Here is a 12964-nt window from a genome sequence, read left to right on the forward strand (position 1 = left end):
CGCGCCTTTCGGTCAAAGGATGACGATCGCACGTCAGGATTGATGTGCGTCGTCTTTATTGGCCCTTATCGTCGGGCTGCTCATCATTCAGCTTCGCCCATAAGCGGGCGGTGCCTGCCTCTTGCGCCTTGTTCACATATTGCGCAGCCACCAGCCATCCCTTGATCGGCCGCAACGGCAGCACCGCTGTCAAAATCAGGACGGGGATGCCGACCGCCAGATGCACCCACAGCCCCGGCCGCGCCAAAATCTCCAGCATCACAATGAAGATGACGCCGGGCACGCAGGCAAAGAGCTGAACGAACACGGCCGGCCCGTCTGCGGGATCGGCAAAGTCGTAATTAAGCCCGCAAACCTCGCATCGGTCGCGCAAGGTCAGAAATCCATGAAATATATGCCCCTCGCCGCAACGGGGGCAACGACCGAAGGGACCTGTCTCGACCGGCGAAAGACGCTTCCAGCGCCTGCCATCTTCAGCGGTCAAAAATTGCGCGGCTTGATCGGTTTCGCTCTGGTTCATCATTCCATCATCCTGTCGGACACAGGATGGCACGGCCATGGACGCTCTTCAATTGGGCCTTTTGCCCTAGGGTAAAACTACATGATCGGGCACGTCATATTGCAACGCACCCAGAGAATGACGCTACGGAAAGCTTGAGCATATCCCATTGGTTAAATTGCCCGGATCGCCCATCGCTGCTATGCAGAATGCGATTTGGATGCCCGACAGCATACAAATTGCGCTCCCGGTTCTTCCTTGCCCGGGAGCGCTTTTATTTTATCCTGATCAAATTGCTCGAAAAAGTTGCGAGCGCCGTTCAGTGGCGCGTCTTGCTCAAAAGAGAATCGGCGGATTTCTGGCCTCTCTCCATCGCATCATGCAGAACCTGATCAGGGCAGGACATTGCCAGGGCCCTGACCTTATAGCGCAAGGCCAACTCGCGATGAGCCGCAATTTCCTGTGGCGGGCCGCGCCTTTTCAATGCTGCGTCCGCCTTTGCGGATTCTTCGCGATAACGCTGGAACAGATAGCGGGCGTCGGTATCGACGGGCATCGTCATCTCCCGATAAAGAATGGCTGACCCTTAGCATGGGAAAAAACGACGCGCTTTAACGGGGATCAAATTGTGGCGGACAGGGTGGGATTCGAACCCACGGTGGGCGTAAACCCACGGCGGTTTTCAAGACCGCTGCCTTAAACCACTCGGCCACCTGTCCGTCGCCACGCTTCCTAGCGAACCCGGCGGCCATGCCAAGCGCAAAAATCGAGAAATATGGCTTTGTCCCCTATTATGCGGTCATGCGCCAATAAGGGGATTCACCTCACGGCATCCCTGTGCGACAAAAGGGCATAAGGAGATTCTTCAATGCGTTCGTCGATGTTGTCGCTGTTGCTGGGCATGGCCGCCATCATGGTGGGCGGTCTGACGGCGGACAGCGCGATGGCGCAGGGGGATCCGGGTTTCCAGGCCTATCTGGAATCCATCCGTCCCCGTGCCCGCGCCATGGGAATCAGGGACGCAACATTGAACGATGTCTTTGCGACGCTGACGCCCAATCCGCGCGTGGTTCAGTTGGACCAGAATCAGCCCGGCGGCGGTGCCTATGCGCCGATCCCCAATTTCGAACCCTATCGCCGCCAACATGTCGATGCAGCGCGCATCAGCCGCGGCCGTACAGCCTATCTCTCCAACCGCGCCCGGCTCGCCCGGATCGAAGCCGAAACGGGCGTGCCGGAAGAGATCATGGTCGCCATTTATGGGCATGAGACCAATTATGGCGCCTATACCGGCGATTTCGACCTGATCCGTTCGCTGGCGACGCTATCCTATGAAGGCCGCCGCCGCAGCTTGTTCGAGCCTGAACTGCTCGCGACGCTGAAGATGCTGGACAATGGCGTACCACGCAGCCGGCTGGTCGGCAGTTGGGCGGGTGCCACCGGCTATCCGCAATTCCTGCCCAGCGTCTATTTGCGCCTGGGCAAGGATGGCGATGGCGACGGCAGGGTCGACATCTGGAACAGCGAAGCCGATGCGCTGGCCTCAATCGCCAATTATTTCGTCCATGCCGGTTGGCGCCGCGGTCAACCCTGGGGCATCGCCGTGTCCGTGCCCGCCGGCCTGGACCGTATGTCGATCACCGCACGGACCAATCCGGCGCGCTGCGAGCGCGTGTTCAACCGGCACAGCCGCTGGCTCAGCATGGCGGAATGGCGACGCATGGGCGTTGTCCCGACCGGCGGCAGCTGGCCGGCAGACCGGGTGATGGCGACGCTGCTAGAACCCGACGGCCCGGGCAAGACCGCCTATCTGCTCACCAGCAATTACCGGGCGATCCTGGACTATAACTGCTCCAATTTCTATGCTTTGTCGGTCGGCCTTCTGGCAGACGCGGTCAGACAATAGACCTCTTTGCGATTGGCCCGGTCAGGGCTAATGAAAGCCAAAGGCACATCAGAATCCATTCATCCGAAGGCAGTCCTGCATGAAGAAGTCCGTCGCCGCCCTCCTTTTCGTCGGCTTGCTTTCCCAGCCGCTGGTGGCCGCCGCGCCGCCCTATACCAGTGAGGCGCCGATCGCCTATATGAAGGACCTGTCATCCGGCGCCGTGCTGCTTGACAAGGGCGGCGAAACGCGGATGCCGCCAGCGTCCATGGCGAAGATGATGACGGTTCACGTTGCCTTCCGTCTGATCCAGAAGGGCGATCTGAAGCTCGACACGAAATTCACCGTTCGCCCGGAAACCTGGCAGAAATGGCACGGCCCGCAGGCCGGTTCGACCATGTTCCTCTCGCCCGGCGAACAGGTGTCGGTCGAAAATCTGCTGCACGGCATCGTGACGCTGTCCGGCAACGATGCCTGCGTCGTTCTGGCCGAGGGCATCGCCGGAACCGAGCAGGCCTTTGTCGCGCTGATGAACCAGGAAGCCAAACGGCTGGGTCTGAAGAACAGCAATTTCGGGACCAGCAATGGCTGGCCGGACGAGGGCGTGACCTATGTGACCGCGCAGGACCTCGCTTCGCTGGCCGAAGCGACAATTGAGGAAACGCCGGGCCTCTATAAGAAATTCTACGCCACCCGCGCCTTCACCTGGGGCAAGACCATGGGCGGCGCGGATATCGAACAGGGCAACCGCAACCCCATTCTCGGCAAGGTGCAGGGCGCAGATGGCCTCAAGACCGGCCATACAGAGGAAGCGGGCTATGGCTTTACCGGCTCCGCAGAGCAGGAAGGTCGTCGCCTTGTGATGGTCGTCGCAGGGCTCACCAGTTCGAACCAGCGTATCGCCGAATCCGTGCGCTTCATGGACTGGGGTTTCCGCGCGTGGAAGGCGCAGCCGCTGTTCAAGAAGGGCCAGACCGTCGAAACCGCCGAGGTCCAGCAGGGCAGCGCCACCAAGGTCGCGCTAGTCGCGCCGCAGGATATGGCCGTGACCCTGCCGCGCGCGGCTTCGTCACAGATTTCGGTCAAGGTTGCCTATACCGGCCCGATCAAGGCGCCCATCGCCAAGGGACAGAAGATCGCACAGCTCATCATCTCCACCCCCGACACCCCGCCGCAGATCCTGCCGCTGGTCGCAGGTGAAGATGTGTCCGAAGCGGGCATTTTCTGGCGTCTGTGGAACGGCCTGAAGTCGTTCTTCGGGTGACGGTCCGGACGGCAAGGGGCCGTTTCATCTCTCTGGAAGGCGGAGAGGGGGCAGGCAAGTCGACCCAGCTTCGGGCGCTTGCCACCGCTCTGCGTGCACATGGGCTGGAGGTGGTCGAAACCCGCGAACCCGGCGGCAGCGAGGGCGCGGAAGCGATCCGGGCCTTGTTGCTGACGGGGGGCGCCGACCGCTGGAGTCCACGGGCCGAAGCCCTGCTGTTCGCCGCCGCTCGCGCCGATCATGTCGAAAAGACGATCCGTCCGGCGCTCGACCGCGGGGCATGGGTCTTGTCGGACCGCTTTCTGGACAGCAGCCGCGCCTATCAGGGCATGGGGGTTTTGACGGACGCCGACATATTGGCGCTTCACCGGATCGGCAGCGATGGCTTCCTGCCGGATCGCACCCTGTTCCTTACCTTGCCGGAGGGGGAGGCGACCGCCCGTACCCGCAGCCGCGATGGCGACGCCCCCGACCGAATCGGGGGACGAGACCGGACCTTTCATCTGGCCGTGGCTGATGCCTTCGCCCGCTTTGCCCAGACTGAGCCGGAACGCGTGCGTGCGATCGACGCGTCGGGCGCTGCCGGCGCTGTGACCGAACGCCTGTTGCTTGCGCTGCAAGACCTGCTGCCATGACGTCACTTCTCGGGCATGACGAGCAGGCCCGCACGCTGCTGGGCGCAGCGCGCAGCGGCCGCCTGCATCATGGCTGGATACTCACCGGCCCGCGCGGTATCGGCAAGGCCAGCTTTGCCCGCGCCATGGCCCTGCGCCTGCTGGCCGAGGCCGCCGATCCGGCCATAGCGGGCGACGGCCTCGACGTGCCGCAGGACCACCCCATTCGCCGGCTGTTCGAGGCGGATGCCCATCCCGACTATGCCGAGCTTTTCTGCCTCGAAAAGGAGACCGGCACTGCGCGCAACATCACGGTCGACCAGATCCGGGGACTTCAACGGCTGATCCAATCCGCTCCATCCATGTCCACGCGCCGTGTCGTCGTCATCGACAGCGCCGACGATTTGGAGCGAGGCGCCGCCAATGCGCTGTTGAAAAATCTGGAGGAACCGCCCGCCGACATGCTGTTCCTGCTGATCAGCCATGCGCCCGGACGCCTGCTGCCCACGATCCGCTCCCGGTGCCGGACGCTTCGTTTCGAAACGCTGAATGACGAAGCCATGCGGACGGTGCTTCGGGCCGAGAAGGAAGAGTTCTCCTCAACCGAACTCGACGCTCTGGTGCGTGCCGGTGAAGGATCGCCTGGCAAGGCATTGCGCTATGCGGGCCTTGACATCGCAGATATGGAACGCGCCCTCGCGGCCATCGCCGCGGATGGCGATCCTGGCAACCGCCAGCGTTTGACCCTTTCCAAATCACTCGCCTCCAAGGCTGCAAAACCGCGTTACGAGGCTTTTCTTGAGCGGGCGCCAGCCTTTATCGCCGCCGCCGCGCGACAGCGTCAGGGTTCCGATCTCGGCAAGGCGCTCGACCATTGGGAGGCGGCACGGCAACTTGCGAGCGGCGCCATCATCCTGTCGCTGGAACCGGGGGCGGTCGTCTTCGAACTGGCGGGCCATGTCGCCGCCCTTGCCAATGGAAAAGCGGCTTTGCGCGGGGACTAACAACCGCTAGGGAAGGCCGCATGTCCAAGCCCTATACCATCACCACAGCCATCAGCTATCCCAACGGCCGCCCGCACATCGGCCATGCCTATGAGGTGATCGCCACCGACGCGATTGCCCGTTTCCAGCGGATGATGGGCCGCGACGTCTTCTTCCAGACCGGGACCGACGAACATGGGTTGAAAATGGCCCAGACCGCACGCAACCGGGGCATCGAACCGCGTGAGCTGGCTGACGAAATGTCAGGATATTTCAAGGTCATGAACGATGGTTTGAATATCAGCTATGATCGCTTCATCCGCACCAGCGAGCCGGACCACCACAGCGCCAGCCAAGCCATCTGGCAGGCGATGGAGGCCAATGGCGACCTTTATCTCGGCCGTTATGAAGGCTGGTATTCGGTCCGCGACGAAGCCTTTTACGACGAAAAGGAACTGACCGAAGGGGAGGGCGGGCAGAAGCTGTCGCCCCAGGGCACGCCGGTCGAATGGACGGTCGAGGGAAGCTGGTTCTTCCGCCTGTCGGCCTACCAGCAGAAGCTGATCGACCTCTACACCAGCCAGCCGGATTTCATCCAGCCGGACAGCCGCCGTAACGAGATCATGCGCTTCGTCGAGGGGGGCCTTTCCGACCTCAGCGTCTCGCGCACCAGCTTCGACTGGGGCGTGAAGGTGCCGGGCAGCGATGGTCATGTCATGTATGTCTGGGTCGACGCGCTCACCAATTACCTGACCGGCTGCGGCTACCCCGACGATGCCGAACGCATGGCCCGCTACTGGTCGGAAGGCGGCGATATCACGCACATCATCGGCAAGGATATCGTGCGTTTTCATACGGTTTATTGGCCTGCCTTCCTGATGAGTGCAAATTTGCCTTTGCCGAAACAGGTGTTCGGTCACGGCTTCCTCCTCAACCGTGGGGAGAAAATGTCCAAATCGCTGGGCAATGTGGCCGATCCCATGGAACTGGCTGAGCGGTTCGGCGTCGACCAGTTGCGCTATTTCCTGCTGTCCGAAGTCACCTTCGGCAATGACGGCAGCTACAGTGCGGAAGCGATCGTTGCCCGATCCAATAGCGATCTCGCGAACAGCTTCGGCAATCTCGCCCAGCGGACGTTGAGCTTCATCGCCAAGAATCTGGAAGGTCGCCTGCCGGAACCCGCCGCGCAGGATGTGGACAGCGATCTCCTCAACGTCGTTGTCGAAGCCGCGCAGACCTTCCAGAGCGCGATGGCCGACCTTGCGCCTTCGACCGCCATCGAGGCGTGGATGCGCGCCGTCTTCGCCTGCAACGCCTATATCGACGCGCAGGCCCCCTGGGCACTTCGCAAGACCGATCCGGCTCGGATGAAGGCGGTTCTGGCCACCCTCTACGAAGCCATCGCCAATCTCGCCGTCATGATCCAGCCGATCATTCCGGCCAGTGCAACGGCGTTGCTCGACCAGATGGGCATGGGTGGGGAAGGGCGGACCTATGCGGCTATCGGCAGCAACTGGTATGAGCAGCTCCGGGCGTCGGGCTTCACCCTCAGCACGCCCAAGCCGCTTTTCCCGCGTCTCGAACTGCCCGCCGAAGAGGCGTAAGCCATGCTGATCGACAGCCATTGCCACTTGAATTACAAGGGGTTGATCGAGGATCAGCAGAATGTGCTTGAACGCGCGCGGGCCGCGGGCGTGGGCCTGATGCTCAATATCGCCACCCGCGAAAGCGAATGGGACGATGTGCTGGGCACGGCGCTGCGCGAGGCCGATGTGTGGGCGACCGTCGGCATCCATCCGCATGAGGCGGACGAGCATCCCCATATCGACACCGCCAAGCTGGTCGAGCGCGCGTCGCATCCTCGCGTCGTCGGCATCGGGGAAACAGGCCTCGATTATTATTACGACCATAGCGACCGCGAACGCCAGCAGAGAAGCTTCCGTGCCCATATCGCGGCTTCGCGCGAAACCGGCCTGCCCCTGATCGTCCACACCCGTGATGCGGAAGAGGATACGCTGGCCATCATGCGCGATGAGATGGGGAAGGGGGCCTATACGGGCGTCATCCATTGTTTCACGGCCAGCGGCGCCTTTGCCGACGCGGCATTGGAACTTGGTTTTTACATCAGCATTTCCGGCATTGTGACGTTCAAAAATGCCAGGGATTTGCAGGAAACCGCTGCACGCCTGCCGCTGGAGCGGCTGCTGGTCGAAACGGATTCGCCTTTCCTCGCCCCGGTGCCCCATCGCGGCAAGCCCTGTGAGCCTGCCTATGTGGCCGACACCGCCCGCTTTCTCGCCCAATTGCGGGGCGAAAGCCTTGAGCAACTGACCGAGGCAACCTCCGCCAATTTCCGCACTTTGTTCAGCAAGGCCGAATGAGCCTCAAGCTCACCATTTTGGGCAGCGGCACATCTTCAGGCGTGCCGCGGATCGGCAATGACTGGGGCGCCTGCGACCCAACTGAGCCAAAGAACCGGCGGACCCGCGTATCCATTCTGGTCGAAAGTCCATCCACACGCATTCTGGTTGATACATCGCCCGACATGCGTGCGCAGTTGCTCGCGGCCGATGTCATCGACATAGACGCGATCCTGTGGACCCATGACCATGCCGATCACAGCCACGGCCTGGATGATGTGCGCCAGCTCTATCATCATCGAGGCACGCCGCTTCCCGGCTACGCCCGCGCCGAGACGCTCAAATTGCTGAAACAGCGCTTCAGCTATGCCTTTGAGGGCCGCCATGGCTATCATCCGACGATAGAAGCGCATCCGCTGCCCGATGGCCTGCGCATCGGCGATATCGACATCGCCTGTACCGATCAGCCCCATGGCGAGATATTCTCGACCGGATTTCGCTTTACATATGGCGGCAGATCCATTGGCTATGCAACTGATTTTCATGATATGACAGCAGATATGCTGGCGCTTTACGATGGCCTCGACATCTGGGTCGTGGACGCGCTCCGCGAACGGCCGCATCCGACTCATGCCCATCTGGCGCTGACGCTGGACGGCATTGAGGCGCTCCGCCCCGGCCGTGCCATATTGACGCATATGGATCAGAGCATGGACTATGCAACACTATGCCGCACTCTGCCGCCCGGCATCGAACCGGGCTATGACGGCATGGTGATGGAATTGGATGCAAAGGCGAGAGGGGGCTGACAGGCATGAGCGGCGATCAGGCGATGTCCAGCCTTTGGTATGTGCTGGCGCTCGTCCTCGTCGGATCGGCCCTGTTGGCACGCCGGGTGCCCATGAGTGGCATGTTGCGCATGGCCATGATGTGGGTCGTGATTTTCGTAGCTTTGCTTGGCCTCTTCAAAATCGGTGAGAAATACGGCCTGTTTTCCAGCCGTACCGGGCAGGGGAGCGGTCTATCCTCCGAAGCGCCTCCCCCTGCCCGTGTGGAGGGTCAGGCTCTGCGCATTCCGATCGCCCCGGACGGCCATTATTGGGTCGAGGGTATCGTCAACGGCACATCGGCCCGCTTCCTGATCGACAGCGGCGCCAGCGTCACGGCCCTCTCCGTCACCACGGCCCGCGCCGCCGGCCTGAATTTTGATCTCAACGCGCCCGGCGTCAGCATGATGACCGCCAATGGAAAGATCGACGCCAAACGCTCGACCATCGCGACGCTCGCCATCGGACCGATCCGTGCGAGCGATCTGGATATCGTGATCTCGCCGGCCTTTGGCGATGTGAATGTGATTGGCATGAACACGCTGTCGCGCCTGAAAAGCTGGGGCGTCCAGAACGGTGAAATGGTGCTGACACCATGACGTCACATTTGACGGCGCCCAACCAGCGCGAGCGCCTGAAGGCCATAATCGGCGGTTCCACCGGCAATCTGGTGGAATGGTATGACTGGTATGCTTATTCCGCCTTCACCCTCTATTTCGCCCCGCATTTCTTCCCAAGTGAGGATCGCACGGCCCAATTGCTGAGCGCCGCGGGCATTTTTGCGGTCGGCTTTTTGATGCGGCCAATCGGCGCATGGGTCATGGGCGTCTATGCGGACCGACATGGACGAAAGAGCGGATTGACCCTCTCCGTCGCGCTGATGTGCGCTGGCTCTCTGCTGATTGCGGTCACGCCATCCTATCGGACGATCGGCATCGGCGCGCCCTTGCTGCTGGTCCTGGCCCGTCTGATGCAGGGCCTGTCCGTCGGCGGGGAATATGGCGCCAGCGCAACCTATCTATCGGAAATGGCAGGCCGGAACAGGCGCGGTTTTTTCTCCAGCTTCCAATATGTGACGTTGATCGCCGGGCAGTTGGTCGCGATCTGCGTGCTGCTCATTCTGCAGGCCATGCTCAGCGAAGCGGATCTGGATGCCTGGGGCTGGCGCATTCCGTTTCTGATCGGCGGGGCGCTGGCGGTAATCGTCTTCTGGCTGCGGCGCGGCCTTTCCGAAACGCAGAGCTATGCCAAGGTTCAGGCGGAAGGCGCACCGCGATCTGGCTTCGTCGAGCTCGTCACCCGCCATCCCCGAGAAACGCTGACGGTGATGTTGTTGACGGCAGGCGGCACCATCGCTTTCTACGCCTATTCCATCTACATGCAGAAATTCCTGGTCAACACCAGCGGCTTGAGCCGGGAAACCGCATCCCAAATCAATGGGATAACGCTGTTTCTTTTTATGCTGTTGCAGCCTGTGGCCGGCGCCTTGTCTGATCGGATCGGCCGCAAACCGCTGATGGTCGGCTTTGGCGTGCTGGGCGTGATCGCCACTTATCCCATCTTCACCACGCTGGCCGTGACCAGGGAGCCGGTGATCGCCGGGTTGCTGGTGATGGCGGGATTGGTCATCGTGACCGGCTATACGTCGATCAACGCCGTGGTGAAGGCGGAGCTTTTCCCGGCGCACATCCGGGCGCTGGGCGTCGCGCTGCCTTATGCGCTAGCGAATACCTTGTTCGGCGGCACGGCGGAATTTGTCGCGCTGTGGTTCAAGCAAATGGGTATGGAGCAAGCCTTCTACATCTACGTCACGATCATGATCGCCATATCGCTGATCGTCTATATCCGGATGCAGGATACGCAGCGCTACAGCCAGATCATGGAAGACTGATCCGGACCAGGATTCTGGACTGTATTTAACATAATCCTTATTATCGATCTAAACGAATGTAAGCGCCGGATAGAAATGACACCCCTCTGCTAGATAGAAATGACACCGTCGGGCGTCCTTAGCAGAGCTCGGTGGCATGGTCCTCCTGGCAGTTCGGGAGGACGCGCTTATGCCGGTGGTTGCGATGAGCGATGGCGAGCTTTTGCGGTTTGATACATTGTCACGTGTGGAGCGCGGCGAACTTCGGGTTGAGGATGCGGCGCTTCTGCTGGGATTGCAGCGCCGGCAGATTTTCCGGTTGCTGGAACGGTTGCGGACCGATGGTGCTTCAGGCCTGGTGTCGCGCAAACGTGGCCGGCCGAGCAACCGGCGTCACAGCGAGGCCTTTCGCGGGCGGATTCTATCGATCGTGCGCGAACATTATCATGACTTCGGACCCACCCTGGCCCGAGAATATCTGGCGGAACGTCATGCTATCAGCATCGGCTGCGAGACATTGCGGCAGTTGATGATCGAGGCGGGCATTTGGCAGGATCGCGCTGCCCGTCGTTCTCGGCCCTATCAGCCACGCCATCGGCGGGAGTGCCGTGGCGAGCTGGTCCAGATCGACGGCTCGGAGCACGCCTGGTTCGAGACGCGTGGTCCGAAATGCACGCTGCTTGTCTATATCGACGACGCGACCAGCGAGCTGCTGCATCTCAAGATGGTCGAGAGTGAAAGCACCTTTTCCTACATGGAGGCGACACGCGAATATATCGAGCGGCACGGCAAGCCGGTGGCCTTTTATTCCGACAAGCATTCGGTGTTCCGCAACGCCAAGGCGACGGCGAAGGGTGATGGCATGACGCATTTCGGGCGCGCGCTCGATGCGCTGAACATCGAGATCATCTGCGCCAACTCGCCGCAGGCCAAGGGCCGGGTCGAACGGGCGAACGGCACCTTGCAGGATCGCCTGGTCAAGGCGATGCGCCTGGAAGGCATATCGACGATTGCGGACGCCAACGCCTTTCTGAGCAGCTATCGCCTAACGCACAATGCGCGTTTTGCGCGCCCGGCGGCAGGCAGTCGTGATCTGCACCGCCCTCTGGCGCCGCGGGATGATCTGCACTCCGTCATGGTCTGGCGCGAAAAGCGGAAGGTGTCAAAGGCACTGACGCTGCATTACAACAAGATTCTGTTCATTCTGGAGCCGACTGCGATCAGCAAGGCCCTGGTAGGTAAGCGTGTCCACATCTGCGAATATCCTGATGGCCAGGTCGAGATCCGTCATGAGGAGCGCTCCCTTCCCTATCGCCTGTTCGACAAGATGCCCCGGATCAATCAACCTGCCATTGTCGACAACAAGCATCTCGACGCGGCACTGATGCTGGCGAAGCAGATCCAGGCGATGGCGCCGCATCACCGGCAGCGGAACAATAATGCGCCTGCCCGCCGCGACCAGCCCATGCATCTGTTCCCCGAGCCGGAAGCGCCGGCAAAGGTCGATCGCCGTCGCCTGGGCGGTCCCAAGCTCAAGCGTGGCCCCCGGCTCAGCGAGGCCGAGTTGCAGGCGCGGGGCACGCTGGAGTTTGTGAAGGCCCGCTGAGCCTGTCCGACCGGCGTTGACCGAGCCCGCTGCCTGCGCAGCGGGTCCATGCCCCTCCCCTCCATGTTCCGCTCACAGCAGGGCCTGCGCTGCGCTAAGCCGATGGCTCCACGCAGCCCCTGCTGTCCTCAAAGGTGTCATTTCTATCGGGGACAGAAAGTGCCTTTTCTAAACAGCAGGAACAACGAAAATGCCTCCGCCTCTGGCCATTCACCCGGCGAAACCCTATGCCAAGCGAAGATTCACGATCCAGGTCCCCGCATGTCCTCCAATGCCAAGGCGAGTCCCGCCGACATCATGCCGCTTGCCAATGTCATGGCGCGGCTCCGCGATCCGGAAACCGGCTGTCCATGGGACATCCAGCAGGATTTCGCCAGCATCGTGCCCTATACGATCGAGGAAGCCTATGAGGTTGCCGACGCGGTCGAACGCGACGATATGACAGCCCTGCGCGATGAACTTGGCGATCTGCTGCTGCAAGTAGCCTTTCACAGCCATATGGCCGAACAGAGCGGCCATTTCGCGCTGCAGGACGTGATCGACAGCATCACGGAAAAAATGGTCCGCCGCCATCCCCATGTCTTTGACGAAGGCGCGGTCCGGGAGGACGGCCATGCGCAATGGGAAGCCATCAAGGCCGCCGAACGTGCCGACAAGGACCCCGATCCCAGCGCGCTTGCAGGCGTCGCCATCGCATTGCCCGCTCTCCTTCGTGCCGAAAAGCTTCAGAAGCGTGCAGCCCGCACCGGCTTCGACTGGCCTGACATCGGCGGCGTCATCGATAAGATCGAAGAAGAACTGGACGAAGTCCGGGCGGCGTCATCGCAAGAGGATCGGGAGGAGGAAATCGGCGACCTGCTCTTTGCCGTCGTCAACCTCGCCCGCCATTTGAAGGTCGATCCCGAGGTCGCCCTGCGCGCCGCCAACGGTAAGTTCGACAAGCGTTTCCGGGTCATGGAAAGCCTGGCGGGAGAGGATTTTCCCGCCCTTTCCCTCGACCGGAAGGAAGCCTTGTGGCAACGGGCAAAACGGCAGTTGAAACAGATCTGATCCGGT

13 protein-coding genes and 1 tRNA gene are annotated in these 12964 nt (G+C 61.4%); 11 read left to right on the forward strand and 3 right to left on the reverse strand.

Annotated features, from left to right (window positions below; all coding sequences use genetic code 11):
* Window positions 1-55 precede the first annotated feature (55 nt).
* The 3 genes from HUK73_RS06260 to HUK73_RS06270 form a co-directional block, all read right to left on the reverse strand.
* On the reverse strand, window positions 56-520 hold the full coding sequence (locus tag HUK73_RS06260; protein ID WP_176592845.1) for a DUF983 domain-containing protein: 465 nt from the start codon (window positions 518-520) through the stop codon (window positions 56-58).
* Between the two features lie 298 nt (window positions 521-818).
* Complete coding sequence (locus HUK73_RS06265) at window positions 819-1055, reverse strand: hypothetical protein (RefSeq protein ID WP_176591126.1); 237 nt, start codon at window positions 1053-1055, stop codon at window positions 819-821.
* A gap of 73 nt (window positions 1056-1128) precedes the next feature.
* A tRNA-Ser gene (locus HUK73_RS06270) sits at window positions 1129-1218 on the reverse strand.
* A gap of 149 nt (window positions 1219-1367) precedes the next feature.
* On the opposite strand from HUK73_RS06270, the gene HUK73_RS06275 reads away from it, so the two are divergent.
* The 11 genes from HUK73_RS06275 (at window position 1368) to mazG (ending at window position 12958) form a co-directional block, all read left to right on the forward strand.
* A complete protein-coding gene (locus HUK73_RS06275) occupies window positions 1368-2405 on the forward strand; it encodes a lytic murein transglycosylase (RefSeq protein WP_176591127.1) in 1038 nt (345 codons plus the stop codon).
* A gap of 79 nt (window positions 2406-2484) precedes the next feature.
* A complete protein-coding gene (locus HUK73_RS06280; protein ID WP_176591128.1) occupies window positions 2485-3648 on the forward strand; it encodes a D-alanyl-D-alanine carboxypeptidase family protein in 1164 nt (387 codons plus the stop codon).
* A complete protein-coding gene (tmk, locus tag HUK73_RS06285) occupies window positions 3618-4283 on the forward strand; it encodes a dTMP kinase (protein WP_369805444.1) in 666 nt (221 codons plus the stop codon). Before HUK73_RS06280 ends, tmk begins: the two co-directional genes overlap by 31 nt.
* The gene (locus HUK73_RS06290) at window positions 4280-5266 is read left to right on the forward strand and encodes an AAA family ATPase (RefSeq protein ID WP_176591129.1); all 987 of its coding nucleotides are present in this window, start codon (window positions 4280-4282) and stop codon (window positions 5264-5266) included. Before tmk ends, HUK73_RS06290 begins: the two co-directional genes overlap by 4 nt.
* Before the next feature lie 20 nt (window positions 5267-5286).
* Window positions 5287-6849: a methionine--tRNA ligase gene (gene metG / locus HUK73_RS06295; RefSeq protein WP_176591130.1), complete on the forward strand. Its 1563-nt coding sequence runs from the start codon at window positions 5287-5289 to the stop codon at window positions 6847-6849.
* Between the two features lie 3 nt (window positions 6850-6852).
* Entirely contained in the window at window positions 6853-7626 is a 774-nt protein-coding gene (locus tag HUK73_RS06300) for a TatD family hydrolase (protein WP_176591131.1), read from the forward strand.
* A complete protein-coding gene (locus HUK73_RS06305; RefSeq protein WP_176591132.1) occupies window positions 7623-8414 on the forward strand; it encodes an MBL fold metallo-hydrolase in 792 nt (263 codons plus the stop codon). Before HUK73_RS06300 ends, HUK73_RS06305 begins: the two co-directional genes overlap by 4 nt.
* Window positions 8415-8419: 5 nt before the next feature.
* Window positions 8420-9031, forward strand: a complete 612-nt coding sequence (locus HUK73_RS06310; RefSeq protein WP_176591133.1) for a TIGR02281 family clan AA aspartic protease — start codon at window positions 8420-8422, stop codon at window positions 9029-9031.
* A complete protein-coding gene (locus tag HUK73_RS06315; protein WP_176591134.1) occupies window positions 9028-10323 on the forward strand; it encodes an MFS transporter in 1296 nt (431 codons plus the stop codon). The genes HUK73_RS06310 and HUK73_RS06315 overlap by 4 nt, the downstream gene beginning before the upstream one ends.
* Window positions 10324-10492: 169 nt before the next feature.
* On the forward strand, window positions 10493-11908 hold the full coding sequence (locus HUK73_RS06320) for an ISNCY family transposase (RefSeq protein WP_176592847.1): 1416 nt from the start codon (window positions 10493-10495) through the stop codon (window positions 11906-11908).
* A gap of 261 nt (window positions 11909-12169) precedes the next feature.
* Window positions 12170-12958 carry a nucleoside triphosphate pyrophosphohydrolase gene (gene mazG / locus HUK73_RS06325; RefSeq protein ID WP_176591135.1) on the forward strand — a complete coding sequence of 263 codons (789 nt, stop codon included), beginning with the start codon at window positions 12170-12172 and terminating at the stop codon, window positions 12956-12958.
* Window positions 12959-12964: the final 6 nt, after the last annotated feature.

Source organism: Sphingobium sp. EM0848 (assembly GCF_013375555.1).
Lineage (GTDB): Bacteria > Pseudomonadota > Alphaproteobacteria > Sphingomonadales > Sphingomonadaceae > Sphingobium.